The following is a 26,663-nucleotide window of genomic DNA, read 5'->3' as shown; positions in this document are numbered from 1 at the left end:
TCGCGGGCGCGGCGGTGGCCGAAGGCTCCATTGTGGCGGCGAGGTCGGTTGCGCAGCGTGTTGGTCGATCGATGGGATGTCCATTTCGCCGTGATCCGTCCTGACGGAACGTATCCGACCTTGTGCGCTGAGGCAGGGCACCCTTAGAGTCCCGCTCGCACAACTGGAGAGCACACGGGGGAGGGTTTGTGGCACGTCGAGTGACGGCCACTGTCCGTTCGTGCCTGGCTGCGTGCGTCGCCGTACTGACGGCGGCCGCGTTGGCGGGCGTACCGGGAGAACCGGCGGCGTATCTCGCCGCTGGACCCGACGGCGTGACAGGCGGCGTGGAGAGCCGGACCGATGAAGCGGTGTCCCTTCGAGCCGCCCGCGAGTCCGGCAAGCCGGTGCAGGTCAAGAGCCTCACGTCGGAGACGACAGCGGTCTACGCACTGCCGGACGGTCAGTTCCGGGCCGAGCTTTCGGTCGGCGCGAGCCGGATTCGGCGCGGTGACCAGTGGGTTCCGGTCGATCTGACCCTGCGCAAGGGCGCGGACGGGCGGATCAGCGCCGTCGCCCACCCCTTCGATCTCGTCGTCTCCGGCGCGCACCCGAGCGGGACGCCGGAACTGGCCGTCCTCGGCCACGGAGCGGATCGGCTCGCGGTCGGTTGGGCTGGCCGGCTGCCCGAGCCGAAGCTGGATGGCGGACGGGCCACCTATGTCGACACGCTGCCCGGGGTGGACCTGGTCGTCGAGGCGACTCGCGCCGGCATGGAGGCGTTCTTCGTCGTCAAGGACCGCAGCGCCGTGAAGCACGTCGCCCGGCTCACACTGCCGATCACCGGGCCGAACGCCGCCCGGGCGGTCCGCGACGCCAGCGGCAACACCGCCATCGAGGACGCCGCCGGCCGGGTGGTCGCGCACACCCCCGCACTGCGGATGTGGGACGCGCGGGTCGACGCGCTCGGCAACCCCACCGCCGAGACGGCTGTCGCATCCACGATCGCCCCCGCCGCCGAGGCCCGTGCAACTCGCGGGCTCGACCTGACGCTGACCCCGGACCTGCGCTGGCTGAACGACTCCAAGCGGGAGTACCCGATCGTCATCGACCCGACGATCAACCCGGTGTACACCACGTTCGACACGTACATCCAGGCCGGCGACACGGTCAACCGGGGCGGCACCGACGACCTCCGGCTCGGTCGGCTCGGTCCGACCGGGCCCGTCACCCGGTCCTTGCTGCGCTGGGACACCACGGCCTTCGTCGGTAAGCAGATCACCTCCGCCACCGTCTCGTTCTGGAACTGGTGGTCGCCCCTGTGCGAGGGCCGATCGTGGGAGCTCTGGACCGTGGGGGCGGTGGCCGACGACATGATCTGGGACACCCAGCCGGCATGGAACAACCAGGAGGCGACCACCCTGGCGACTGCCGGCTACGACGCCAGTTGCAACGACGCCTGGGTCGGGATCAGCGGTACCAAGTTCTTCCAGCGCGCGGCGAACGCCGGTGACACCCGCGCTGACATGGGCCTACGGGCCACCGACGAAACCGATTCGAAGTCTTTCAAGCAGTTCCGCTCCCGCAACGCCGCAGCCAGTACCGAGGTGCCCAAGGCCAGCGTCACCTACAACTCGTGGCCGACCGTGACGGCCCGGTCGACCGTCCCCGCCACCACCTGCGCGACCGGCTCCGCCCGTCCCCTCGTCAACACGCTGACGCCGCAGCTCAAGGCCACCGTCGCCGACGGCGACGGCACCGCGATGACAGTCACCGTCGAGTGGTGGGCGATGAACGCGGAGAAGGCGATCGGTTCCGCGTCGTCCAGCAACGTCGCCTCCGGCGCCACAGTGACGGCGACCGTTCCCGCCGGCGCCTTCGTCGACGGCGGTATCTACCGCTGGCGGGTGAAGGCCGCGGACGGGGTCAGCGGCAGCGACATCTGGTCGTCGTTCTGTGAGATGCAGGTGTACACCACGGCCACTCCGGTCACCGGTTGCACCGGCGGAACGGACAGCGACTTCAACGGCGACGGCGTCGCCGACATCGCGATCGCCGACCCGGAGGCCACTGTCAACGGTCAGATCCGTGCCGGCCGGATCAACGTCACGTACGGCGGCAGCACAACAGTGCACACCCTGCACGAGGGTGGGGCCAGCATGCCCGGTGCAGCCGAGGCGGGTGACCGCTTCGGCACGTCGATCGCCGCGTACGACGCCAACAACGACGGGTGCACCGACCTGGCGGTCGGCGTGCCGAACCAGGCCGTCAGCGGCCAGGCCCAGGCCGGTGTCGTGTACGTACTGCTCGGATCACCCGCCGGCCTCGCGCAGGGCCCGCCCGCCGTCTCGTACCACCAGGACAGCGCCAACGTCCCCGACGCGGCCGAGGCGTACGACTGGTTCGGCTACGCCGTGGCCGGCAGCCGGACGGCCAGCGGTGAGCCGTACCTCGTCATCGGCGCGCCCGGTGAAGGGCTGGCCAACCCGGTCACCGGGATCGTGCATTACATGCGCGGCACCGTGAACGTGGCAATGTCCCAGGGCAGCGGCATCCCGGGCGCGGCCGAGATCGACGACCGAACGGGCTATGCGGTGGCCGCCTCCACCCACCACTGGGCGGTCGGTTCCCCGGGCGAGGCGATCGGCACCGAGGCCTTCGCCGGAGCGGTGAACGTCTTCAGCCACACGCTGAGCAACGGTCTGCCGACCCTCGCCGCCGGCCTGGAGCAGAACGTCGCCAACGTCTCGAACGACGCCGAGGCCAACGACAACTTCGGCAAGTCGATCTCGATCGCGCCGTACCGGCCCGTCGGTGCTCCCGCCGGCCAGGCCGACTCGCTGGTCGTTGTCGGTGTGCCGGGTGAGGACCTGGTCGTCGCGGCCACCAACACCCCGGCGCCGGACGCCGGACTGGTGCACCGGTTCCACGTCACGGCCGCGAACACCTTCACCGAACTGCCCGCGATCACGTACGCCTCGGAGGACGGCGACTACCTCGGCGAGAAGGTCGTGGTGGTGAACACCGCGCCGGGCAGCGAGGGCACCAACGCGACGATGTTCGTCGCGATCGGCGTGCCGGGTGAGGACGCGGGCACGTCGGTGGCCGACTCCGGACGGGTACGTGTCTTCCCGGCGCTGGCCAATCCGATCGGCACCCCGACCACGCTGCACCGGGAATCGGGCGGCATGCCGGGGACGGCCGGCGCCCAGGAACTGGTCGGCACCTCGCTCTCGGCCACCTCGCAACGGCTCTACGTCGGCACCCCCTACGGTGCCGACGCCGTCTACGGGTTCACCTGGTCCGACCTGAGCGCGGGCAACACGGCCCCGAGCGTCACCTGGCAGCCGGGACAGGGCGGTCTCCCCACCGGGCACAGCGCGTTCGGGGCGGCGATCAGCTGATGAAGACCATCGACATGAGCAGTTGTCCAGCGGGGGAGGACCAGAGGGTGGCCCGTCATACGAGAAAACGGGGCCGGGTGTTCACGCTCGGGCTCACGCTCGGCCTCGCCGGCCTGATGTCCACGGTGGTGCTCGTCCAGCCCCTGGAGCCGGCGCCGCGTACCGCCGCGGCCTCGGAGGACCTCGTCCGGGACACCGAGGCCGAGGCGCTGGTGGCCGCCAGGGCACTCAACCAGCCGGTCGAGGTGCTGGCGCACCGCACGGAGTACCGCGACGTCTTCGCGCAGCCGGACGGCACGCTCATCGCCAACGGCCACACGCAGCCGGTGCGGGTCACCCAGGGAGACGCCTGGGTACCCGCGGACTCGACCCTTGTGGTTCAGCCCGACGGCTCGTACGCCCCGGCGGCTGCGTTGCTCGGCATGCAGCTCTCCCAGGGCGGCACCGCACCGCTGATGGTGGTCACCCGGGACCAGAAGAGCATGACTCTGACCTGGCCACACGGGCCACTTCCCGCTCCCGTGGTCGAGGAGAGCAAGGCGACCTACCCGAACGTGTTCCCGGATGTCGACCTGGTCGCGAACGTCACCGTCGAAGGCTTCTCGCACGTACTCGTGGTCAAGACGCCGGAGGCGGCCAGTCTGCCGGAACTCCAGAACCTCCGGCTCGGCGTCGCCGCGGTGGGCCTGACCATCGAGGAGACGGCCGAGGGCGGTGTGGTCGCCCTGGACCCGGTCACCGGCAACCCGGTCCTGGAAGCGGACGCGCCGACCATGTGGGACAGCGGAAGCCAGGAGGGGGGCGATGCGACCGCGATGCGGTCGATGGACACCTCGTCCACCGACCCGGGTGCGGCCTCGGCGGAGGGGCCGGGCGACACGTCGGAGGTGGCTCCGGTCGGCCTCGACTACTCGGACAACACCCTCACCCTCACCCCGGACCGGTCCATGCTCACGGACCCGGAGGCCTCATTTCCGCTTTACATCGACCCGGTCTGGCAGAGCAGCACCAACAGCGCGTGGGCGATGGTGGACAGCGGCTACCCCAACGAGGAGTACTGGAAGTTCGACGGCAAGCGGCACGAACGCATCGGCCTCTGCCCCAGTTCCTGCAACAACTCGAAGGTCAAGCGCCTGTTCTACCGGCTCGCCACGCCGTACTCGGGCAAGACGATCCTGGAGGCCACCTTCCGGGTCACCCTGCAGCACGTCTACAGCTCGACCGCCCGGGCGGCGGCGCTCTACCTGATGCCGGCCGGGATTACCTCCGCCACCAACTGGAGCAACCAGCCCGGCGGCTCGGGCTGGTCCGGAGCCACGCACCTCGCCACCAGTTCACCGACCAAGACGCAGGCCACCTGCACCTCCACCAACCAGAACACGGAGTGGAACGCGAAGGCCGCGGTGCAGCAGGCGGTGACCAAGGGCTGGAGCAACCTGACCCTCGGCCTGCGGTCGGTCAGTGAGAGCGACTCGACGCACACCAAGCGGTTCTGCGACAACGGCGTCCTCTCGGTCCGCTACAACCGGGCGCCGGTGATCGCCAACCTCAACGAACTCACCATGTCCCCCGGCGGGCAGTGTGTGTACGGCTCCAGCGCGCCCTACGTGGACGTGCCGCCGCGGCTGAACGCGGTGCTGCGGGACCCGGACCACTCCTCGGCCCACACCGAGCAGATCAAGGCCGAGTTCAAGGTGACCTGGACGCCGGCCGGCGGGACGTTGCAGACGCGCTCGTACACCACTCCGCTGAAGGCCAGCGGATCGGTCTTCTCGTACACGGTCCCGAGTGACATCGCGCAGAACGTCCCCATCTCCTGGGAGGTCCGTGCCAGCGACAACACCAGCTGGGGTCCGTGGAGCAGTGAGGGCTCGCGCAATGTCTGTCAGTTCCTCTACGACAAGACCAGTCCAAGCGCCCCCGACGTCGACTCCGCGGTCTACCTGCCGCAGGACGCGGCCGACGACGGGACGGCGAGCGCGTCGAACTGCATCGAGAGCGACGAGTGGCTGGGTTCGATCGGCGTGCCCGGCAACTTCGTCTTCGACTCCGCCGCCACGGACGTGGTGGAGTACCGGTACGGCTTCAACACCAACCCGGCGCCGGGCGTGAACGTGCTTCGGCCCACGACCGACGGCGGGTCGGTCACCCTGCCGAACTGGTACCCGGACAAGGAGGGCCCGCGGACGATCAACGTGCAAGCCGTCGACCGGGCCGGCCGGTCGAGCAGCATCGCCTCGTGCACGTTCCGGGTGGGCAAGCGACCGCCGACCGCACAGTGGTCGCTCGGCGAGGTCGCGGGCGAGGGCGGCGCCGGCGACGGGCTCGGTGACAACGACGCGACGGCCGGAAGTGGTGTCACGTTCGGGGTCGAGGGACCGGGTGGAACCTCCGACACGGCCGCCCGGTTCGACGGGACGGCCGACGCCCACCTCACGACCACCAAGCCGGTCCTGACCGACACGTCGGCGAGCTTCGCCGTCACCGGCTGGTTCAAGGTCGACGACGCCGGCCGGCGGCAGGTGGCGGTCAGCCAGGACGGCACCGGTGAGCCCGGGTTCGCGCTGGGCGTCGAGGGCGGATCCTGGTTCTTCCGGATGCCGGTCAACGACGTCAACTCACTGGGCCGCTGGCAGGTCGACGGTGCGGTGGCCACGACGGGTTGGACGTACGTGACGGCCATCTTCGACGGGGCGAAGAAGGAGATGTCGCTCCAGGTCGGAAACAACGCCCCGCGCATCGCCCAGCGCAGGTCGCTGACGAAGGCGCGCGGTCCGCTCCAGATCGGCCGTGTGCTGAGCAAGAGCGGTTACGCCGACAACTGGGAAGGAGCGATGGCGGACGTCTCCGTCTTCGACCGGCTGATCATCGCCGACGAGGTCACCGGCCTGCAGAAGACGGCGCCGAGCCGCAAGGCCTACTGGCGATTGAACGCGGAGACCAACAAGGTCAGCCCTGAGGAGCGCGGTGGCGCGGGACTCACCCTGGGCAGCGGTGCGACGGTCTTCAAGCACCCGGTCCTGTCGCTGCTCGGCGGTGGTCACCTCGCACTGACCGGTAACGCGGACAGCTACGCCAGCACATCGACCAACGCGGACATGGCGGGCAGTTTCTCGATCAGCGCCCGGGTCAAGCTGACCAGCAACTGTGCCGGTACCCCGATGACCGTCTTCTCGCAGAAGGGCACCAACGGCAGCTCGGTCGTCGTGCGCTGCAACAACGCCGGGCAGTGGGAGCTGGCGATGGCGAGCACCGACACGGTGGCGCCGGAGTGGACCACGAAGGCCACCGACGAGGCGCCGAAGCTGGTCGGCAAGGGTGACCATCTGACCCTCGTCTACAACGGCTACGCCCGCGAAGTGACCCTGTACGTCAACGGGTCCTTCACCGAGGCGATCCAGCTGGTGTCGCCGTTCGTCGCCACCGGCGGGGTGCAACTGGGTCGCGCCTGGCTCGACGGCGCCTTCAAGGAGCACCTGTCCGGCGCCGTCGACGACGTCCGGGTCTACGACGGTGTCGCCGACAAGGTCCTGATCGAGAAGCTCAACGTCCAGGTCCGCGAACAACTCTCGCTCTGACGTGACAGGCGGTGGGTCCGCCCGCTCCCGGGCGGGCCCACCGGCACGCGAGACCTTTCCCGTTCTTCTCCCGTAACCCCTGGAGGGGTGATGTTCTCCCGACTCCTGGTCCGGTCCGGCGGGCTCGTCCGCCACACCGTACGACCGGTTTCCTGGGCGATGGCCGGTGTCATGGCCGCCGGCTTCATCCAGATCGCGACCCCACCCGCCTCGGCCGAGGCGAAGCCGAACCGTCCGTCGACCTCGGACGCGTCCAAGGTCCTGCCCAAGCGCGACCCGCTGCCGGCCAAGCCGAAGGCGGCCAACCCGGCGGTGGCTGCCGCCTCCACCGCCCCGGCGAAGGTCACCTGGCCCGCCGCCGGCGCCGCGGACATCACCGTGCCGGCGCCCGCGTCGGCCCGCTCCACCGCCGGGAAGGCCCCGGCGGCCACCGCCAAGATCGGTGGCCTGCCGGTCGCGGTGTCGGCCGCACCCGCCGCGGCGGCCGCCGCGGCGGACTCGGCCCGTCCGGCGGCCTCCGCTCCCGGCAAGGTACGCATCGAGGTGCTCGACCGGAAGGCCTCGGAGAAGGCCAAGGTCGACGGCCCGATCGTCCGGCTCGACCGGGCCGACGGTCAGGCCGCTGCCGGGAACGTCCGCCTCGACCTCGGCTACGGCGGGGTCGCCGGTGCGTTCGGTGGCGACTTCGGCGCCCGGCTGCGGCTGGTCCGCCTGCCGGAGTGCGCGCTGACCACGCCGGAGAAGGCCCAGTGTGCCCCGGTTCCGCTGCCGACGACGAACGACAGCGCCGCCGAGACGCTCTCCGCCGAGGCGGGCACCGGTGCGCTCTTCGCCATGACCGCCACCGACTCCTCCTCGCAGGGCGACTACGGCGCCACGAAGCTGTCCCCGTCGTCCAAGTGGTCGGTGGCCCCCTCCACGGGTGGCTTCTCCTGGAGCTACCCGCTGCGGAGCCCGCCGGTGCCGGGTGGTGGTGCGCCGCCGATCGCGCTTGCCTACTCGTCGCAGTCGGTCGACGGCCGGACCGCGACGACCAACAACCAGGGTTCGTGGATCGGTGAGGGCTTCAACTACGAGCCCGGGCACATCGAGCGCCGGTACAAGCCCTGCTCGGACGACGGGCACGACCAGTACGCCGACCAGTGCTGGGCGTACGACAACGCGACCATCCTGCTCAACGGCAAGTCGACGGAACTGGTCAAGACCGGTGACACCTGGCGGTTCGGGACCGACGACGGCTCGAAGGTCGAGCGGCTCACCGGCGCGGTGAACGGTGACAACGACGGCGAGTACTGGCGGGTCACCACCACCGACGGCACCCAGTACCACTTCGGCCGCAACCGGCTCCCCGGCTGGACCTCCGGCAAGGAGGAGACCGGCTCGACCTGGACCGTGCCGATCTACGGCGACGACTCGGGCGAGCCCTGCTACAACGCGACGTTCACGTCGGCCTACTGCGACCAGGCGTGGCGCTGGAGCCTCGACTACGTCAAGGACCGCTACGGCAACGTCACCTCGTACTTCTACGAGAAGGAGATCAACTACTACGCCCGGGGCAAGAAGACCGACGTCAACGGTGTCCCGTACGTCCGGGGCGGCTGGCTCAAGCGGGTCGACTACGGCCAGCGGCACGAGGCCGTCTACTCGACCAACGCCCCCGCCCGGGTGCGCTTCGAGACCAAGGAACGGTGCCTGCCGTCCGGCAACGTCGACTGCGACCCGCAGGATCTGAACACCACCACCGCACCCTACTGGCCGGATGTGCCGTTCGACCGGAACTGCGCCAAGGACACCAAGTGCAAGCTCGACCAGATCACCCCGACGTTCTGGACCCGGGCCCGGTTGACCGGCATCACCACGGAGATCCGCGAAGGCACCGGTTGGACGCCGGTGGACAACTGGAAGCTCGACCACCTGCTCACCGACAACGGTGACGGCTCGCTGACCCTCTGGCTCCACAAGATCACCCACACCGGTCTCTACGGGCCGGGCGCCGACATCGCCATGCCGTCGGTCGAACTGGGCGGTCTGCAACTGCCCAACCGGATCGACCGCGACGGCGACAAAATCGCCCCGCTGGTCCGCTTCCGGCTGGCGACCGTGTGGACCGACGCCGGCGGTCAGATCGACGTCAACTACGCCACCCCGGACTGCACCAAGAGCACGCTGCCCACGCCGGGCAACAGCACCAGGCGCTGCTACCCGGTGAAGTGGAATCCGCTCGGCAGCGGCGACCCGATCACCGACTGGTTCCACAAGTACGTGGTCGAGCAGGTCGTCGAGACCGACCGCACCGGCGGGGCGCCGGACATGGTGACCCGCTACCAGTACCTGGACGGTGCGGCCTGGCGGCACGCCGACCCGGACGGCATCTCCGACCCGAAGGACCTGACCTGGAGCGACTGGCGCGGTTACGGCCGCGTGATCGTCACGGCCGGCGACGGTCAGGTCCAGACGACCAAGACGGAGTACCGCTACCTGCGCGGCATGCACGGCGACAAGGATCCGGACGGCGGCACGCGTACCGTCAGCGTCGCCGACTCGACCGGCGGGAGCCACACCGACCACAACGAGTTCTCCGGCCACCAGTTGGAGAGCATCGTCTACGACGGCGCCGACGCGGTCAGCAAGAGCATCGCCGTCCCGTGGCGGCACAACACCGCGACGGAGACCCACATCTGGGGCAGCAAGAAGGCCTGGTTCATCAACACCACCACCGCCCGGAGCCTGGTCGCCCTGGCCGCCGGCGGGTGGCGGGAGACGAAGCAGACCTCGACCTTCGAGACCAGCTTCGGCCGGGTGACCGAGACCGAGAACGAGGGTGACGTGGCGGTCACCGGCGACGAGGCCTGCAGCCGGACCACGTACGCCGACAACGCGACCGCCCACCTGTACAGCCTGGTGTCGCGGGTCGAGTCGGTGTCGGTGGCGTGCTCGGCCACCCCCGACCGCAGCAAGCAGGTCATCTCCGACACCCGGACGCTCTACGACGGCAAGGCGTTCGGCGTCGCGCCGACGCTGGGCAACCCGACCCGGACCGAGCGGCTGAAGAGCCACAACGGCACGACGGCCACCTACATCCGCGCCTCGGAGGGCACGTTCGACGCGTACGGCCGGCCCTTGACCGCCGTCGACGCGCTGGGCCGGGTCACGAAGACCGTGTACACGGACACCAACGGCCTGACCACCAAGGTCAAGGAGACCAACCCGCTGGAGTTCGTCACCACCACCGACTACGCCCCGGCGTGGGGTGTGCCGGTCGGCCAGGTGGACCAGAACGGCCTCAAGAGCGTCCTGGAGTACGACGCCCTGGGCCGGCTGGCGAAGGTCTGGATGCCGGACCGGACGGGCGCCAGCGGGCTGGAGCCGAGCATCCGCTACAGCTACCTGGTTCGCACGGACAAGCCGGTCGCCATCAAGACCGAGCGGCGGCAGAACGACGGCTCCTACAGCGTCGAGTACAAGCTGCACGACGGTCTGCTCCGGCCCCGCCAGGTGCAGTCGGAGGGCCCGGACGGCACCCGTACGGTCGCCGACACCTTCTACACCGGCACCGGCCAGCTGGCGAAGACGTACGCGACGTACACGGTCGCGGGCACGCCCACCGACGTGATCTACCCGGCCGTTAACGGTGACGTCAACGGCCAGACGCTGTACGTCTACGACGGCGCGGACCGGGTCACGGCGGAGATCTTCGCGGTCGCGGGCAACGAGAAGTGGCGCACCACGACCACCTACGGCGGCGACCGGGTTTCGGTCGACCCGCCGGCCGGCGGCACCCCGACGACCTCGATCACGAACGCCCTGGGCAAGACCACCGAACTGCGGCAGTACAAGGGCAGCGGTCCGACGGGCGACTTCGACAAGACCGAGTACACCTACACGCACGCCGGCCAGTTGAAGACGGTCAAGGACCCGGCCGGCAACGTCTGGTCCCACGAGTACGACCAGTTGGGCCGCAAGACGAAGTCGACCGACCCGGATGCCGGCACGTCGACGTCCGGCTACGACGACCTGGACCGGCTCACCAGCACCACGAATGCCCTCAACCAGACGATCAGCACCAAGTACGACGAGATCGGCCGGAAGATCGCCGTCTACAAGGGGGCCGCCGACACCGGGGAACTGGTGAGCAGCTGGACGTACGACCTGGAGATGCTCGGTGAGCTCTCCTCGACGAGCCGCTGGATCGACGGACACGAGTACGCCACGTACTTCTCGATCTACGACGAGTTCTACCGGCCGCACGCCACCTACTACTCCGTACCCGAGCACGCCGGTGCCGAACTGGCCGGCTTCTACACCTTCGGTACCGAGTACAACCGGGACGGCAGCATCCAGTCGCTGAGCATGTCGGACGGCGGTGGGCTGCCGTTCGAGACGGTCGCCTACACCTACGACGATCTTGAGCGCCTGACCGCGGCGACCGGTGACGCCCCCTACCTGACCGGCGTCGAGTACGCCACCACTGGCGAGGTGTTGCAGACCGAGGCCCGGGTGGGCACCCGGAAGGTCTGGTCGACCTACGAGTACGAGCAGGGCTCCAAGCGGCTCACCCGGCAACGGCTGGACCGCGAGTCGGCCCCGGTCGTGGACATCGACGCCCGCTACACGTACGACCAGTCCGGCAACATCCTGCGGATCGCCAACAACCCGTCCGGTACGCAGGACACGCAGTGCTTCACGTACGACTACCTGCGCCGGATGGAGCGGGCCTGGACGTCGGCGAGCACCGCGACCGACCCGTGCGCCGGTGGGCCCTCGGTGACCGGGGTGGGCGGTGTGGCCCCTTACCACCACGCCTACACCTTCGACGTCACGGGTAACCGCAAGACCGAGGTCCAGTACGGGACCAACGGCACTCCGCTCATCGAGCGCAGTTACACCTATCCGGCCGCCGGCCAGGCGCAGCCGCACACGCTGAGCCAGATGACGGAGAAGACTCCGCAGGGCGACCGGCTGTACTCGTACGAGTACGACGCGGCCGGCAACACGAAGAAGCGGACGAGGACCGGCGAGGACCAGACCTTGGTCTGGGACGCCGAGGGCAACCTCGAGTCGGTCACCGAAGCCGGCAAGAAGACCAGCTTCCTCTATGACGTCGACGGCTCCCGGATGCTCCGCAAGGAGCCGGCCTCGACCACGCTCTACCTGCCGGGCATGGAGATCCGGCTGAACCACCAGACCCGGTCCACCGACGCCACCCGGTACTACGCGCTTCCGGGCGGGGCGAGCCTGGTCCGCAAGGTGGACGGCCTCCGGTACGTCGCGAACGACCACCACGGCACCGGCCAGGCAGTGGTGGACCAGAGCGGCGCTGTCACGCACCGGCGGATGACCCCGTACGGCGAGAACCGGGGAGCGTCGCCAGGTCAGTGGCCGACGGAGAAGGGCTTCGTCAACGGGAACATCGATTCCACGACAGGCCTGGTCAACATCGGCGCGCGGGAGTACGACACGATCGCCGGCCGGTTCATCTCGGTCGACCCGATCATCGACGTCAACGACCCGCAGCAGATGAACGGGTACGCGTACGCCAACAACAACCCGATCTCGTTCTCCGACCCGGACGGCCTCAAGGCCTGTTCCGACGACGCCTGCGGGCCGGGCGCCGACTACGAGGACATGTACGGCACCTACCACAAGGTCAAGGGCCACAACGACGGTTGCGGTGGTTGCTCGGGCGCGTACGACCCGGACGAGCCGACGATCAACGTCCACAACAACCCGCGGGCATCAGCGGAGGAGCGGGCCGCGGCCGCGCGGGCGGCGGCGGAGAAGGAGAGGCAGCGGCGGGTCGCCGCGGCCAAGGCGAAGATGCTCAACGCCGCCAAGGCCCTGGCGAAGATCCTGATGGACGAGTTGGGTATCACCGATGCCCTGGACTGCTTCCTCAAGGGCGACATGGGCGGCTGCCTGGCCACCGCAGTCAACGTCGCGGGCGCGGCGATCGGCGGTGCGCTGGGCAAGCTGGCCGTCAGATACGGCGCTCCATGGAAGTGGAAGAAACTCGCCAACCTGACCAGCCGGGTCAAGGGCCTGCTGATCAACCTGGTCGACAACGCCAAGGCATTCATCAACTGCAAGAACAGCTTCGTGCCCGGCACGTTGGTGGTGATGGCCGACGGATCGCGCAAGCCGATTGAGGACGTCAAGACCGGCGACATGGTGTTGGTGACCGATCCGGTGACCGGCAAGACGACGATCAAGCCGGTGGTGGCGACCATCATCGGTCAGGGCAGCAAGAACCTGGTCGAAGTCACCATCGATCCCGACGGTGACAGCGGCGACGCCACGGAGCGCGTGGTCGCCACACACAACCACCCGTTCTGGGTACCGGGCCTCGACGAGTGGGTCGACGCCGCCGATCTGCGGGCCGGTCAGTGGTTGCGTACCTCGGCTGGTACCCACGTGCAGATCAGCGCGACCCGGCAGTGGACGGAACCGGCACAGGTCCACAACCTCACGATCGACGACATCCACACGTACTATGTGCTCGCCGGCAGCACCCCGGTTCTCGTACACAACTGCTCGGAACAAGCTGTAGCCGATCACCTTCAGAGCGCGTTCCCTGAGAGGAATATTCGGCAGAACCGTGATGTGTATCGTGAAGATGGCAGTCAGTTGACCGACCACGACGTCTACGACGACGACTTCATCTGCGAAGTCGCATGCGGGGGCGGAAGTGGAAAGGTGGCGCAGATGCAAAACAATATTCTGCCTAGCGCGAACGGGACAAGAGTTGCAGTATTCGGGCCTAAGTTGAAGGGTAGCGTGGTAAAGGGTATCGAAGCTCAGGGTGTGCCGGTTTTTAGAACCTTGGAAGACCTCGCCGCTTGGGTTGGTCCCAAAAAATGAGCGCTACCCTGCTAATCGTTGTTCTTGACCCATCGGTCGGGCTGGGTGAACTGCGGGATTTACTTGAGGATGAGTTCGTAGTCAGTGGCGATTCCGTGTCGTTGACAATAAGTGATCCGGACGAAGTTCAGGCAGCGCTGTTCCTGGTTCCGGTAACGGACTTCGTTGCAGAGGGGGTCTTCGAAGACTGGCCGACGGCAATGATTCCACAGAAATCAGCGTCCGTTTTCAGTTTCGACTATGTCGATCCAAGGCTCATGGTTAAGGTTGTCCAGGCGATTTCCCGGAGGTTTGACTCCATAGTCGATACGAATTACGGAGTGGTGCTTTCCGCCAAAGCGCTGACTAGGGAGCATCTTCCTGAAAACCTTCAATAGAGATAGTAGTTAAGTGGCAAGCGGACGAGGAGGCGTGACCAAGGCCGCGCCTCCTCGTCCCTGCAGGGGGCTGCCTTACGCACCGCAACCGGCCATCGGTGGTTCGCTCGGCAAGTTGGCCGCCAGATACGGCGCACCATGGAAGTGGGAGAAAGCCGCGGCACTTGTCAGTCGGCTCAGGGGTTTGCTCGGCGACCTGGTGAGCAGCGCGAAGACGTTCATCAAGTGCAAGAACAGCTTCGTGCCGGGCACGTTGGTGGTGATGGCCAACGGCTCCCGTAAGCCGATCGAGGAGGTCAAGGCCGGCGAGGCCGTTCTGGTGACCGATCCGGCCACCGGCAAGACGACGACCAAACTCGGGGTGGCGACGATCATCGCCATGGCACCAAGAACCTGGTCGAAGTCACCATCGATCCCGACGGTGACAGCGGCGACGCCACGGAGCGCGTGGTCGCCACCGACAACCACCCGTTCTGGGTGGCCGGCCTGGACGAGTGGGTCGACGCCGCCAATCTGCGGGCTGGTCAGTGGCTGCGCACCTCGGCCGGCACCCACGTGCAGATCAGCGCGACCAGGCAGTGGACGGAACCGGCACAGGTCCACAACCTCACCGTCGACGACATCCACACGTACTATGTGCTCGCCGGCAACACGCCGGTGCTGGTCCACAATTGCAATAACGTAATTTCAAACGCGGACGGATACGACAATGCGGGCGCCCTGGGCGCACATGGGAATGGTACGGCCTTTAGCGGAATCTACGAGCCGAGCACAGGTGGCTTCCGGGCTCATCTAAGCGTTGATCCTGACATGCCGAATCCGCCGGCGAATTCGGTTCGACGGCTTGGTGGGCATGGGCAGATTAATTTCGAGCATTTTGGCGGTTCACGGGAGACTGTTGGCTTCACAATGTTCTCTGAGGAGGGCGGCTTCTCTGTGAGCTGGATGTCACGAAGCGTAAATGGTCGAAACCACGGCAACCCCCTAGCGCCCGTAGGCACCAGGCAGTCGATTATGGACGCCATCTCGGCAGCCACAGGCAGGAAGGTATGGTCCCGATGACTGATGAAACCGAGCTGCTCGTAGGCGGTCTTCGGGTTCCCGAGCTCCTACTGAGAGTGATCCGTGAAGATCGGTGGGTGGCTCCGAACGATCCAGCCTTGCTAGCCTCGATTTTTGGCGAGACTCCACAGCAACCGACTTTCTACAAAGTCAACGGCATGGTGCGCGAAAACGAATCATGGCATTCGGAGATGGAACCCGAAACGCGCGAGTGGTATGTGGGATCGAAGAGCATGGAAAGTCCACCAGGAGATATTGATCCCGCCAGGTCGCTACTGATCGGTGACATGGGGCCAGATCAACCCTTTGCTTTGGACTACCGCACCTCAGATTTGGACCCATCGGTGGTCTACCTTAGGAGCGACAACGGGTGGGTCGAAATTGCGCCGAATATTCGGTCACTGCTTAGCTTGCTGGGAGTTGCATGACAACACTTCACGCGACTACGGTCTGTAGGTGGGTGTTCGCGCGGTGCGCCGAAGTCCGTGGTTGTCCGCCCGGGTTGCCGTCAGCGTTGCCGTCAGATAGGCGGCATATATCTGAATGCATGGATGAGTTGGCTTCGGGCAGGCGGCGCTTGATGGCTGGGTGGGTGAGTGGGTTGTTCGGTGCCGGGCCGCGCTTGCGCGGCGTCGCGTCGATCGCCGGGCGCACCGACCGGGTCGCCACTCGGCGATCGTCATGGTCTCTGGCGTGGTGGGTTGATCCTTCGCCGGCGTCTGGGCGATCTTGTTGCGTGGGCGCGTGCGCGCGGGGCCGGTACGGCTGTAGCGCGTGCGCGTGCGTCCGGCGTAGCCGGGCGCTCTTGATCCTGTAGAGCAGTTTTGAGCCAGTCGGATCTTGGTCGAGAGCCTTGGTCCGGCTGGCTTACTGCTTGGGTGCGCGGTCGCGGCTGCTGCGGGAGCGCTTGGCGGGTGGTGGCGCCTCGTCGTTGCCGGGGCGTCGGAGGTGTTCGGGTTGCTGGGCGAAGTTGCCTCGGTCGGCCTGGTATTTGATCACTTCGTCGATGAGGTCGTTGTTGGTGTCGGCGTGGCGCAGCAGGTCGTGCAGGGCTTCGTTCTTGTCGTCGGCCGTGCGGGCGTGGTGGTAGCGGATGGTGATGGCCTGCTGGTCGGCGAGGTAGGCGGCGACTCGGCGTCGGAGGTCGGGGTCGTCGATGGGTTCGCGGAGGACGCCGCCGCGTAGCAGGTCGAAGGCGTCGGGGTGCACGAAGGTGCCTTTGCCGGCGACGCTGTAGGTGATGCGCCGGTGTTGGAGTTCGCGCAGTGCGCGTTGGGCGGTCATGGAGGCCACGCCGTAGAGGTCGGCCATCTTGCGGGCGGACGGTAGTGGGTCGTTGGGGTTGAGGCGTCCATCGCGGATCTGGTCGAGGATGTCGTCGACGACCTGCTGGAACAGTGCTCGCTTGTCGTCTGGGTCGTGGGCCATGCGCTGATCGTAGCTATCACGAGCTGATCAGGCGAGACAGGCGTCACATGACACTCGTGTCTCCAAACCCCTTGACTGTCACAGGTGTCACGTGACACCTTATGTGCACGGGACGCACGCCGCGCGGTGGCGTGGACCGGAGTAGAGGAGAACACAACATGTTGGTGTTGCCGATTGATGGCAGCCAGACGCTGCTGGTGCTGGCTGTGCCGGCGCCGCAGTTCAAGGACAAGGCCAACGGGGTGGCCGCGACTGATCGGGTCACGGGTGCGCCGTTGGTGGAGGTGCCGCTGGCGTTGACGGTCGAGGGTGGGCAGCCGCAGGTGTTGCGGGTGTCGGTGCCGCAGCCGTCGGTGCCGAAGGACCTGGCCGTGGGGCAGATGGTGCGGGCGTCCGGGTTGACGTTCGTGACGGGGGAGAAGAACGGCCGGGCCTGGCAGATCTTCCGGGCGTCGGCGTTGACGGCGGTGAAGCCCGGATGATCCATCCCCCTGATAGCCGCCTGGTCATGGCGATGCCAGCCGTCGTGCTGTCGGTCGCCGCCCTGGCCGTACTCGTGTGGCTCGGCGCGCATGCCGTGCGGTACCTGGCGGCGAACAGGCAGCTTCGTCCGGTGCTGCGGGTCGCGTGGCGGATCAGGTACACGTGGCGGCGGACCGCCCGCCGGGTCGGCCTGGCCCAGATCGAGCGGGTCCGTCCGCCGTGGTGGTCCAACCGTCCGCCGGGCACGGTCGTGACCCGGGAGTTGATCCCGGCGGTGACGGTGGCGGCCGAGCGGTGGGGCGTGCGCGTCGACGCTTCCACCGTCGGTCGTCTCGGCGTTGAGGAGTTCACGCAGGCGGCCGGGCATCTGGCCGACGTGTGGCGGGTGCCCCTCGTGAGGGTGGCGCAGGTCCGTCCCGGCCTGGTCCGGATACGGGCGCTGATGCACGACCCCCTCACCGAACCCGCGACCTGGGCCGAATCGGCCGACGCCGGGTCGGATCCGGCGGTGTGGGTTGCTGGCGTGGACGCCGACGGTCAGCCGGTCACGATCCGATCGGCTGGTGTTTCCGGTGTGGTGGTGGCGGGGCTGGCGGGTTACGGCAAGACGTCGTTCCTGAACGCCCGGTTCTGCCAGCTCGCCCCGTCGTCGGCGGTGCAGTTCGTGCTGATCGACGGCAAGGGTGGCCCTGACTACGACGACCTGTTCACCCGCGCGTGGCTGTCGGCGAAGGACGACCCGGAGCAGGTCCGTGACCATCTGGCCCGGGTGCGGGAGTTGATGGTCGCCCGTCAGCACGCGATCCGCGCGGTGCTCGGGGTGAAGAACGTGTGGCACGTCGGCCCGTCCGCCTCCTGGCCCCTGATCGTGGCGGTGATCGATGAGGCGCATACGTTCCTGAACGAGACCAAGGGCACCGACGCGCAGTCCAAGCGCCTCGACACCCTGGCCCGGGAGACCGCCCGGCTGGTGGAGGAGTTGATCCGTAAGGGCCGCAACGTCGGCATCCAGGTCATCTTGGCGACGCAGAAGGCGACCGGGGATGCGATCCCGACGAAGATCCGCGACAACTGCCAGGTCGCGATCAGCTTCGCGCAGCGCACCTCGGAGGCGGCCACGGCGGTGCTCGGCTCGGACATCACGGCCGCGCCGGATGAGCACCCGCGTCGGCTGCAAGACCCGGCCTATGTCGGTGTCGCCTCGATGGTTGCGCAGGGTCGGCCCGGGTTCACCCTGGTCCGCACGCCGTACGTGCCGGACGCGACCGCCGATGCGATCGCCACCGCGACCGCGCACCTGGTCCGCGACCCGCTGCACCTGTTGACCACGGGGAAGGTGGTGGCCGATGCCGCACCCCGATGACGAGTTCCCCGGGCAGAGCGGCGGCCCATTCCGCCAAGAACACTCCGCCGCGCTGCCCGGGTCCAGCCCCTATCCCAGCAAGGAGAAGGAACCGCCCCCGATGATGTCACCCCGCCCCATACCGGCAGACCCAGAGGGCCTGCTCCGCGTGGCGGCCTCCACCGGCCTCGCCCACCGGGTTGGCGAGTGCCGGCATCCGGTCGCCGTCGCCGGGAGCAGTCTGCTCGTCGAGCGTGGTACCGGCAGGATCGTCGACCGCCTCGACACGGTCACCTCACCGGGCCGGGTGGTCGGGTTGCGCTGCCGCAGCCGCCGCGCGTCGGTGTGTCCGGCCTGCTCCGCGTTGTACAAGCTGGACGCCTACCATCTGATCGCCGCCGGCCTGCACGGCGGGAAGGACACCCCGGCGCAGGTCGCCGATCGGCCCCGGCTGTTCGTCACGGTGACCGCGCCGTCGTTCGGGCCGGTGCACCTCGGCCCGGACCGGCACGGCCAGCCGCGCCCCTGCCACCCCCGTGCCCGGCGTACGCCCGTGCACCGTAGCTGCGGCCGATGGCACCCGGCCGCCGACCCGGCGATCGGCACGCCACTGGACCCCACCGGCTACGACTACCCGGGTCAGGTGCTGTTCAACGCCCATGTCGGACTGCTGTGGGCACGGTTCACGACCGAGACGCGTCGTGGCCTGGCTGCCGCAGCCGGTCTGCCTCGGGCGGTGGCGGCCCGGCAGGTGCGGGTGGTGTTCGCCAAGGTCGCCGAGTTCCAGGCCCGGGGCGTGGTGCACCTGCACGCGATCGTCCGCCTGGACGGCGCCGACGGCCCCTTCTTGGCCCCGGCCGGCTGGGCCAGCGTCGACCTGCTCGACCACGCCATCCACGCCGCGATCCGGCGGGTCGAGGTCACCACTCCGGCCTCTCGCCGGGTGCCCTCGCGACGGTTGAGGTGGGGCCGGCAGGTCGACGTCCGCCCGATCACCCGCGCTGATGGCATGTCGGAGACGGTGGTGGCCCGGTACGTGGCGAAGTACGCCACCAAGGCCGCCGAGACGGTCGGGGTCGACCTCGGCCCGATCTACTGCCGCGCCTGCGACGGCCACGGCACCCACCCCACGACGACGGTGCTGTGTCACCGGTGCGCGGGGACCGGCCGGCGACCCGGCGTCAGCCTGCGGCACCTGAGCGGGCACGCCCGTCGGCTGGTTGACACCTGCTGGTGGCTGGGCGCCCAACCCGGCCTCAGTCGGCTGCGGCTGCGCCGGTACGCGCACACCCTCGGCTTCCGGGGCCACTTCGCCACCACCTCACGCCGCTACTCGACCACCTTCACCGCGCTACGCGCCGAACGCCGTCACTGGATGGCCGACCGGCATGCCGAGCGGGCCGGCGTCGACCCGGCGAGCGTGCTCGTCGTCGACGACTGGCGCTACACCGGACCCGGAGGTGGAGCGTGACCGCTGACCTGCTCACCGTCGCCCAGGTCATGGACCGGCTCCAAGTCTCCAAACACACCGTCTACCACCTCATCCGCACCCGACGACTCCGATCGGTCCGCATCGGCCGGTGCCGCCGCATCCCCGCCACGGCGCTGGCCGCCTACCTGCACGAGTTGAGCGGGGAGGTGACCGGACATGGCCGGTAGGAAACGCGCCAACGGTGAAGGCACCGTCTACCAGCGCGCCGACGGCCGGTGGGAAGGCGCCGCCTACGTCCAGGCTGCCGACGGCAGCAGCCGACGTGTGCGCGTCTACGGCGCCACCCGCAAGGAAGCCGCCGACAAGCTGGCCGGCAAACTCGCCGACTCCCACCGGGGCCTACCCGCGACCGCCGACCCCACGCTCACCGTCGCCGACTACCTCACCCGCTGGCTCACCACCGTGGCGGTCCACCAGGTACGGCCCACCACCTACGCCAACTACGACACCTACATCCGCCAGTTCCTCAACCCCGCACTCGGTCACCGCCGGCTCGCCGCGCTCACCGTCACCGAGGTCCGCACCTTCCTCGACACCATCCAAACCGTGTGCCAGTGCTGCGCCCGAGGCTGGGACGCCCGCCGCGACCCGCACCACCCGCGCAAGGACCGGCGACCCCGCTGCTGCGCCATCGGCGCCTGCTGCCAACGCCACGTAAAGCCGGCGACCGTCCGCTACATCCGCGCGGTCCTGTCCGCCGCCCTCGCCCACGCCGTACGGGAGGAACTCTTGTACCGCAACGTCGCCTCCCCGGTCCGCCTCCCCACCCCCGCCCGCAGCCGATACCAACCGTTCACCGCCGGCGAGGCCCGCAAGTACCTGTACGCCGCCGCGTTCCACCGCCACGGCCCACTGTTCGAACTCGCGCTACGCACCGGCATGCGACGCGGCGAAATCCTCGGCCTGCAATGGTCCGACATCGACCTCGACGCCGGGCACCTGTCCGTACGCCGCACCCTCGCCCGCACCAAAGGCGGCATGACCTTCCAACCACCCAAGACCGAAGCCTCACAGCGGCGGATCCTGCTACCCCGAGACTGCATCACCTCGCTGACCCGCTACCGGCGCCGACAGGACATCGACCGGCGGGAAGCCAGCGACACCTGGACAGATCTCGACCTGGTGTTCGCTACCGCGACCGGCGGACCGCTCGATCCCGCGAACGTTCACCGCCAGCACGAGACGATCTGCTACCTCGCCGAGGTGCGATACATCCGCTTTCACGATCTCCGACACACGTGCGCGACGTTGCTGCTGGAACAGGGCGTCGAACTCGTCACCATCAAGGAACTCCTCGGCCACGCCCGGTTGCACGTCACCGCCGACATCTACGCCCACGTCCGACCCCGCCTGCACCGCAACGCCATCGAAGCCATGAACCGCGCCCTACACCCCGACGACACCGACCCAGACGACGACGCCCCACCCGCCGACAACTGACATCCGACCAGCGGCGCCCCGACCCGGACCCATGATCCTGGTCGGGGCGCTTGCTACTCGCTGCGCAGTGCCGCCGAGCGTGGCCAGGCGAGGAACCGCGCGTGCAACACCCCCGACGGGGTGTGCGGCAAGTCCTCGCACGCCTGGACCAGGTACGCCGACAGGTGCAGCATCAGCGATATCCGCGCGCCGGTGAACTCCGCCACGAGCTGCCGCTTACGGGTCCGGCACGGCCACGCCGCGCCGCACCCCGCGCAGATCCACTGCGGCCGTACCGGCTGATGCACCGACACCCACCCCACCACCCTCCCGACTCGTTGGAAGGGGGAAGGGGCCACTGCCGACACCCGACCCGACCACATCCCGGGTCGACGGCAACCCCTTCCCCTGGCACCCACCAGCCCGGCGAATCTGCCGCAAGCGAACCGGCGAGGCCCTCGCCGCTGAACCTACGAACCAACCCCGGGCACCCCAACGTCCCGACAGACATCACGTCGGACACTTCTACGGCCCTGGTGCGTCCCGCCGTGTCCACTACCCTGGGTCGGTATGAGTCACCGCCTCCGCGCGGCCATGCTCCGCGCCCACCTCGACCCGGCCGCCCTCGCCGCAGCCGTCGGTGTCGACGTCAAGACCGTCACCCGGTGGCTCGCCGGTCGCGTCCCCCATCAACGCACCCGCCTCGCCGTCGCCGACGCCCTCGGCGAGACCGAAGCCGACCTGTGGCCCCAGACCCGCCCCGACCAGGCTCCGGGCGCGGAAGCCACCGCTGAGGTCGTCGCCGCCTACGCCCACCGCGCCGACATCCCTCACCACGTCTGGGCCGCCCTGCTCAACGGCGCCACCACGCGGATCGACCTGCTCGGCTACGCCTACCCGTTCCTGCTGGAACTGCTGCCCAACACCATGCAGCTCATCACCGACAAAGCCGCCAACGGCGCCCGGGTCCGTCTCGCGTTCGCCGACCCCGACTGCCCGCACGTCGCCGAACGCGACGCCCTGGAACAGATCGGCGGCACTCTGCCTGGTCGGATCCGTAACGCCCTCAACTTCTGCGAACCCCTCCACGGCGTGCCTGGGGTGGAGATCGGCCTGCACACCGTGCACCTGTACAACTCGGTGTTCCGGTTCGACCACCAGATGATCGTCACCCCTCACCTGTACCGCGCCCGCGGCTACCAACACCCTGCCCTGCACCTGCGCGAACTCTCGGCGCACGGCATCTTCGCCGTCCACGCCGACCAGTTCCAACAGATCTGGCAAACCACCACCGCCTACCCGAAGGAGACCCGGTGACCGGCCGGCGCGACTACTACCACGACCCGCACGCCCCCACCGCGAACAGCCTCGTCCCCGGCGCCGCCGCCATCGTCACCGACTTGCACGGCCGCGTACTGCTGCAACGCCGCACCGACTCCGGCAACTGGGCCCTACCGGGCGGCGCCATGGACATCGGCGAAACCCTTCAACAGTGCGCCATCCGCGAGGTCAAAGAAGAGACCGGACTCGACATCGAGATCACCGGCCTGCTCGGCATCTACACCGACCCCGCCCACGTCATCGCCTACGCCGACGGTGAGGTCCGGCAGGAGTTCACCGTGACCTACCTCGCCCGAGTCACCGGCGGCACGCTGACCGTCAGCGACGAGTCCACCGAGGTCCGCTTCATCCACCCCACCGACTTCGACCGCATCCCCATCCACGACACCGTCCGCCTCCGCCTCCACCACCACGCCGAGCACCGCGACACCCCCTACCTCGGATAGCCCCACCCATCGATGCGCTGGCCGTCGGCGGGCGCGGGCGTCTCTCCAGGTTGCCGTCACCGTCGCCGTCAACACCGATAGATTCGATGCGGCGAGTTGGTGTCACACGCGAAAGGCCAGGTGAAACGCCATGACCACGTAGGTCACACTGCGTGACGGAATAAAAATCCCACACGTACTAAGTGGTGGCCGGCAACACGCCAGTCCTCGTGCACAATTGCCCTTCCGGGCTGGGCGGCGAGGAAGTTGCGGAAGCAACCGTTAGAATGCGGTATTACACTAACTCTCGCGGCGCTGCTGGCATCATGGAGAGTGGCGTAATTAGAGCCAGTGACCAAAACAAGGTGTTCATGGTGCCCGCGCGAGGGAAGCCGATGAGCCCGCGCGATGCCGAGGACACGTTGGGTATTGGGCGTGGCCGTGGCCGTAAGGTCATTGAGTTTGATGCACCAGCCAGTAGAGTCAGTAGTAGATCTAACCCAACAATGGGTATCACCGAGTGGGTGGCCGATGGTGATTTGCCAATTTCTAATGCTAGGGTGGTTCGATGACTGAAGGCGGCAGCAAGAATTGCCAGCTGGCGGTCGATGAGGCGATCAGGGTCGCCACCGACCTCAATGAGTTCGTTGTCGCGTTCGACCAGATTCTCTCGCGGATTGCCTTTGGGGAAGCAAATTCGGACTTGCTGACGATTTATGTGTCGGAAAGAAACGTTCGGCAACGCCTCGCTTCGGCGCGAAGCGCGATGTTTGACGCTCTTGAGCGAGTGATTGGGCAGGAGGCGTCAGATAGGATTGCGGAAGAAGGTTATAGGCACTTCGACTGATCGCTTGAACTGACCTCCCGGGTCAACTCTCGACGCCCTTTATCCGACTCACGCAGGATCAGGCTGGCAGGGCTGTTGCGTTCTCCCGGCGCGGGGCGCTGAACAGGGATTTCGTGGGGTGAGTGGCCTCTGTGGAGGCGGATGAAGCGGGTGAAGCCCTCAAGGTGATCATGGAGTTTCTGGCGCTGCACGACCACCGAGGAACTCCACCCGCCGATGACATCATCTCTGATCTCCGCACTGACCGTGACAACCCCCGGCTCAGGCACGCCCACACCGCCGGTCACCGATAGTGAACACGCCGGGCTTATCGAAGCCCTGGGCCGGATCCCGGACCCACGGAACCCCCACGGGACCCGGTATCCCCTCGTGGCGCTGCTGACCGTCGCGGTCTGCGCGGTCCTGGCCGGTGCCACCTCGTTTGCCGCGATCGTGGACTGGCTGTACGACCTCGACGAGGCCGACCAGCAGCGGCTCGGGTTCACCCGCGGCGTGCCCGCCGGCACGACGATGTGGCGGGTGTTGACTCGCCTCGACGCGGCCATGCTCAGCGCTGTTCTGGCCGGCTGGCTGCGGTCGCGGACACCGCCGGCACCCGCCCGGCCGCGCCGCTACCGGACAGTGATCGCCGTCGACGGCAAAACCTTGCGGGGCGCCCGCCTGCCCGCCGGCCGCCAGGTGCATCTGCTGTCCGCGCTGGACACCAGCACCGGCATCGTCCTGGCCCAGGTCACCATCGAGACGAAGAGCAACGAAAATTCCGGCCTTCACACCCTTGCTCAACGCCGTCGAGAAAGTCCTGAGCAGCCTGACCGGGGTCCTGTTCGTCGCCGACGCGATGTATACCCAAACCGGTCACGCCGAGCAGATCACCAGCCGCGGAGCACACCTTCTCCTGCAGGCAAAGGGCAACCAGCCCACTCTTCATGCCCAGCTCAAGACCCTGCCGTGGGCGAAGATCCCGGTCGGTGACCGCACCCGCGACCGCGGACACGGCCGCAAGGAGACCCGCACGATCAAGGCCGTCACCCTGCAAATCCCGAGCGGGATCGCCTTTCCGCGCGCCCAGCAGGCCGCCCGAATCATCCGGACCCGCACCGTGGACGGCAAGACCAGCAGAGAAACCGCCTACCTGGTCACGTCCCTGACCGCCGCCGACGCTCAACCCACTGACCTGCAGAGGTAGGCAAGGGCAGAGTGGTTGATCGAGAACCAGGTCCATAACGTCAGAGATGTCACGTTCCGTGAAGACCAGCATCAAGCCCGGACCGGCACCGGACCCGCCGTCATGGCCACCCTGCGTAACACCGCGATCGGCTGGCACCGCACCAACGGCGACACCAACATCGCTCGCGCCAACCGCCGCTCCGACCGCCGATCACGCGACCTCATCGACGCCGTGACCAGCAGTTGCACCAACACGCAATGACCCTGGCGCCCACCAGCACACAGCAGAATGTCACCAATACTCTTGGTAGTAGAACCACTCCGCCGCCCACCATCAATCCAGCGTTGCAGCAATGCCATCTCGGCCGAGGTTAGTGAGCCCTTCCGCGCAACGGTTTGGGTGCGGAGCGTGCTGCCCGAGATGAGTGCAGACGTGCGGGAATCGCCGGGATGAGCCGGCGTGAGAGATAGAAGCGCGGAACTCCGTTACGAAGTGTTCCTCTCACAGACCACTGCCACCGAAGTTCCGCGCCGCCATGAGTATCACCTACACCGCGACCCTCCCGGTACGCGAGGACACCGTGCTGTTCCTGTCCGGCCTGCTGCACGCCGAACGGCAACGCCGCGGCACCCGTACCGGGGTCCGCGCGTTGAGTTGCTTCAAGCAGGCGGTACTGGTGTTGCGGTGGCTGCTCGACGGCGTCCGGATGGCCCAGTTGGCCCAGGACAACGTGATCAGCCGCAGCACCGGCTACGACTACCTCCACGAGGGCATCGCCGTGCTCGCCGCCCAGGCCCCGGGGCTACCCGGCGCGTTGCTGGCGGCGAAGGCCGCCGGCTATGACTACGTCCTGCTCGACGGGACACTGATCGAGACCGACCGCGTGTCCACCCCGGGCCCTACCGAGGGAGTGGACCTGTGGTGGTCGAAGAAACACGCCAACCACGGCGGGAACATCCAGGTGGTGTGCGCTCCGGACGGCTGGCCGTTGTGGACCTCCCCGGTGCGCCCCGGCCGGGAACACGACACCACCTGCCTACGCACCCACCCCGGCCTGCTCGACGCCCTCGCCACGATCCGCGGCGACATGCGGACTCTGGCCGACCTGCAGGGCCCCGGCAAAGTCGTCAGGTGACGCCGAGGAGTGCCAGCGGGCGGGTGCTGTCGCGGGCGTGATGGCGGGTGCCGGCGGCGATGTTGGTGATTCCGGCGGTGCGGAGCGCGCCGATGGCGGCGTTGCGTAGGGCGGCCATGACCTCGGGTCCGTTGCCGGTGCGGATCTGGCTGCGGTCTTCGTCGTAGGTGACGTCGCGGACCCAGTGGATCTTGTTTTCGATGTGCCAGTGCCCTCGGATCCAGGCGGCCAGTTGCGCGGGTTTCGCTTGGTGCACGGGTAGGTCGGTGATGGCGTAGACCGTTTCGGTGGTGAAGCGTTTCGGCTGGTCGAGTCGGTGTCGACG

The 26,663-nt window shown here is 68.0% G+C and carries 21 protein-coding genes and 2 pseudogenes; 19 read left to right on the top strand and 4 right to left on the bottom strand.

The features are described from left to right. The first annotated feature begins 188 nt into the window (after positions 1–188). The 4 genes from GA0070215_RS12895 (at position 189) to GA0070215_RS28005 (ending at position 14,196) form a co-directional block, all read left to right on the top strand. Positions 189–3,383 carry an FG-GAP repeat protein gene (locus GA0070215_RS12895; protein ID WP_091045630.1) on the top strand — a complete coding sequence of 1,065 codons (3,195 nt, stop codon included), beginning with the start codon at positions 189–191 and terminating at the stop codon, positions 3,381–3,383. Between the two features lie 116 nt (positions 3,384–3,499). Continuing rightward, positions 3,500–6,961, top strand: coding sequence for a LamG-like jellyroll fold domain-containing protein (locus GA0070215_RS12890; RefSeq protein ID WP_208600343.1), 3,462 nt, complete (start codon positions 3,500–3,502; stop codon positions 6,959–6,961). A 90-nt stretch (positions 6,962–7,051) separates the two neighbouring features. Continuing rightward, positions 7,052–13,819, top strand: a complete 6,768-nt coding sequence (locus GA0070215_RS12885) for a polymorphic toxin-type HINT domain-containing protein (RefSeq protein ID WP_244166975.1) — start codon at positions 7,052–7,054, stop codon at positions 13,817–13,819. Then, entirely contained in the window at positions 13,816–14,196 is a 381-nt protein-coding gene (locus GA0070215_RS28005) for a hypothetical protein (RefSeq protein WP_141708191.1), read from the top strand. Before GA0070215_RS12885 ends, GA0070215_RS28005 begins: the two co-directional genes overlap by 4 nt. 75 nt (positions 14,197–14,271) lie before the next feature. Here the strand turns inward: GA0070215_RS28005 and GA0070215_RS12880 are convergent, their stop codons facing one another. Beyond that, complete coding sequence (locus GA0070215_RS12880; protein WP_091045623.1) at positions 14,272–14,664, bottom strand: hypothetical protein; 393 nt, start codon at positions 14,662–14,664, stop codon at positions 14,272–14,274. On the opposite strand from GA0070215_RS12880, the gene GA0070215_RS12875 reads away from it, so the two are divergent. Both GA0070215_RS12875 and GA0070215_RS28000 read left to right on the top strand, forming a co-directional pair. After that, positions 14,644–15,258, top strand: a complete 615-nt coding sequence (locus GA0070215_RS12875) for a polymorphic toxin-type HINT domain-containing protein (protein ID WP_244166974.1) — start codon at positions 14,644–14,646, stop codon at positions 15,256–15,258. The genes GA0070215_RS12880 and GA0070215_RS12875 overlap by 21 nt on opposite strands. Next, positions 15,255–15,686, top strand: a complete 432-nt coding sequence (locus GA0070215_RS28000; protein WP_141708190.1) for an SMI1/KNR4 family protein — start codon at positions 15,255–15,257, stop codon at positions 15,684–15,686. Before GA0070215_RS12875 ends, GA0070215_RS28000 begins: the two co-directional genes overlap by 4 nt. A gap of 439 nt (positions 15,687–16,125) precedes the next feature. On the opposite strand, the gene GA0070215_RS12865 is transcribed toward GA0070215_RS28000, so the two are convergent. Then, a complete protein-coding gene (locus GA0070215_RS12865) occupies positions 16,126–16,686 on the bottom strand; it encodes a GntR family transcriptional regulator (protein ID WP_091045612.1) in 561 nt (186 codons plus the stop codon). Positions 16,687–16,844: 158 nt separating this feature from the next. Here GA0070215_RS12865 and GA0070215_RS12860 point away from each other — a divergent pair, with 158 nt between their 5' ends. The 5 genes from GA0070215_RS12860 (at position 16,845) to GA0070215_RS12840 (ending at position 21,443) form a co-directional block, all read left to right on the top strand. Further along, positions 16,845–17,168, top strand: coding sequence for a hypothetical protein (locus GA0070215_RS12860; RefSeq protein WP_091045608.1), 324 nt, complete (start codon positions 16,845–16,847; stop codon positions 17,166–17,168). 26 nt (positions 17,169–17,194) lie between these two features. After that, positions 17,195–18,532 (top strand): FtsK/SpoIIIE domain-containing protein, encoded by a 1,338-nt coding sequence (locus GA0070215_RS12855; protein WP_091045604.1) that lies wholly within the window; start codon positions 17,195–17,197, stop codon positions 18,530–18,532. A 100-nt stretch (positions 18,533–18,632) separates the two neighbouring features. Next, a complete protein-coding gene (locus GA0070215_RS12850) occupies positions 18,633–19,982 on the top strand; it encodes a replication initiator (RefSeq protein ID WP_091045600.1) in 1,350 nt (449 codons plus the stop codon). Then, a complete protein-coding gene (locus tag GA0070215_RS12845) occupies positions 19,979–20,170 on the top strand; it encodes a helix-turn-helix domain-containing protein (protein WP_091045596.1) in 192 nt (63 codons plus the stop codon). Before GA0070215_RS12850 ends, GA0070215_RS12845 begins: the two co-directional genes overlap by 4 nt. Continuing rightward, positions 20,160–21,443, top strand: a complete 1,284-nt coding sequence (locus GA0070215_RS12840) for a tyrosine-type recombinase/integrase (RefSeq protein WP_091045593.1) — start codon at positions 20,160–20,162, stop codon at positions 21,441–21,443. The genes GA0070215_RS12845 and GA0070215_RS12840 overlap by 11 nt, the downstream gene beginning before the upstream one ends. Before the next feature lie 53 nt (positions 21,444–21,496). Here the strand turns inward: GA0070215_RS12840 and GA0070215_RS12835 are convergent, their stop codons facing one another. Next, complete coding sequence (locus GA0070215_RS12835) at positions 21,497–21,745, bottom strand: flavin reductase (RefSeq protein WP_091045590.1); 249 nt, start codon at positions 21,743–21,745, stop codon at positions 21,497–21,499. 271 nt (positions 21,746–22,016) lie between these two features. On the opposite strand from GA0070215_RS12835, the gene GA0070215_RS12830 reads away from it, so the two are divergent. The 8 genes and pseudogenes from GA0070215_RS12830 to GA0070215_RS12805 form a co-directional block, all read left to right on the top strand. Next, entirely contained in the window at positions 22,017–22,739 is a 723-nt protein-coding gene (locus tag GA0070215_RS12830; protein ID WP_244166994.1) for a helix-turn-helix domain-containing protein, read from the top strand. Next, positions 22,736–23,209: an NUDIX domain-containing protein gene (locus tag GA0070215_RS12825; protein WP_091045583.1), complete on the top strand. Its 474-nt coding sequence runs from the start codon at positions 22,736–22,738 to the stop codon at positions 23,207–23,209. Before GA0070215_RS12830 ends, GA0070215_RS12825 begins: the two co-directional genes overlap by 4 nt. Before the next feature lie 266 nt (positions 23,210–23,475). After that, positions 23,476–23,760: an HYD1 signature containing ADP-ribosyltransferase family protein gene (locus GA0070215_RS29835; protein ID WP_091045579.1), complete on the top strand. Its 285-nt coding sequence runs from the start codon at positions 23,476–23,478 to the stop codon at positions 23,758–23,760. Then, a complete protein-coding gene (locus GA0070215_RS12815) occupies positions 23,757–24,035 on the top strand; it encodes a hypothetical protein (RefSeq protein WP_018789248.1) in 279 nt (92 codons plus the stop codon). The genes GA0070215_RS29835 and GA0070215_RS12815 overlap by 4 nt, the downstream gene beginning before the upstream one ends. 216 nt (positions 24,036–24,251) lie before the next feature. Next, positions 24,252–24,752 (top strand): annotated as a pseudogene (locus GA0070215_RS29025) (transposase family protein); the annotation flags it as partial. Between the two features lie 58 nt (positions 24,753–24,810). Then, the gene (locus GA0070215_RS29020; protein ID WP_244166973.1) at positions 24,811–25,221 is read left to right on the top strand and encodes a transposase; all 411 of its coding nucleotides are present in this window, start codon (positions 24,811–24,813) and stop codon (positions 25,219–25,221) included. A gap of 15 nt (positions 25,222–25,236) precedes the next feature. Further along, complete coding sequence (locus GA0070215_RS29015; protein ID WP_231394938.1) at positions 25,237–25,464, top strand: hypothetical protein; 228 nt, start codon at positions 25,237–25,239, stop codon at positions 25,462–25,464. Between the two features lie 274 nt (positions 25,465–25,738). Further along, positions 25,739–26,308 (top strand): annotated as a pseudogene (locus GA0070215_RS12805) (transposase family protein); the annotation flags it as partial. Between the two features lie 22 nt (positions 26,309–26,330). On the opposite strand, the gene GA0070215_RS12800 reads toward GA0070215_RS12805, so the two are convergent. Further along, the coding region (locus GA0070215_RS12800) for a transposase (protein ID WP_141708188.1) at positions 26,331–26,663 on the bottom strand (333 nt) is incomplete at its 5' end.

Source organism: Micromonospora marina (assembly GCF_900091565.1).
GTDB lineage: Bacteria > Actinomycetota > Actinomycetes > Mycobacteriales > Micromonosporaceae > Micromonospora > Micromonospora marina.
The sequence above is the reverse complement of the archived record's forward strand: the minus strand, read 5'-3'. Positions and strand labels throughout refer to the sequence as shown.

Bases quoted from the DNA above. Each gene is read 5' to 3' on its own strand.
- GA0070215_RS12885 (WP_244166975.1), top strand. From the start codon at position 7,052: ATGTTCTCCCGACTCCTGGTCCGGTCCGGCGGGCTCGTCCGCCACACC.
- GA0070215_RS28005 (WP_141708191.1), top strand. From the start codon at position 13,816: ATGAGCGCTACCCTGCTAATCGTTGTTCTTGACCCATCGGTCGGGCTG.
- GA0070215_RS12860 (WP_091045608.1), top strand. From the start codon at position 16,845: ATGTTGGTGTTGCCGATTGATGGCAGCCAGACGCTGCTGGTGCTGGCT.
- GA0070215_RS29835 (WP_091045579.1), top strand. From the start codon at position 23,476: ATGCGGTATTACACTAACTCTCGCGGCGCTGCTGGCATCATGGAGAGT.
- GA0070215_RS12855 (WP_091045604.1), top strand. From the start codon at position 17,195: ATGGCGATGCCAGCCGTCGTGCTGTCGGTCGCCGCCCTGGCCGTACTC.
- GA0070215_RS12890 (WP_208600343.1), top strand. From the start codon at position 3,500: ATGTCCACGGTGGTGCTCGTCCAGCCCCTGGAGCCGGCGCCGCGTACC.
- GA0070215_RS12850 (WP_091045600.1), top strand. From the start codon at position 18,633: ATGATGTCACCCCGCCCCATACCGGCAGACCCAGAGGGCCTGCTCCGC.
- GA0070215_RS28000 (WP_141708190.1), top strand. From the start codon at position 15,255: ATGACTGATGAAACCGAGCTGCTCGTAGGCGGTCTTCGGGTTCCCGAG.
- GA0070215_RS12815 (WP_018789248.1), top strand. From the start codon at position 23,757: ATGACTGAAGGCGGCAGCAAGAATTGCCAGCTGGCGGTCGATGAGGCG.
- GA0070215_RS12830 (WP_244166994.1), top strand. From the start codon at position 22,017: ATGCTCCGCGCCCACCTCGACCCGGCCGCCCTCGCCGCAGCCGTCGGT.
- GA0070215_RS12840 (WP_091045593.1), top strand. From the start codon at position 20,160: ATGGCCGGTAGGAAACGCGCCAACGGTGAAGGCACCGTCTACCAGCGC.
- GA0070215_RS12865 (WP_091045612.1), bottom strand. From the start codon at position 16,686: ATGGCCCACGACCCAGACGACAAGCGAGCACTGTTCCAGCAGGTCGTC.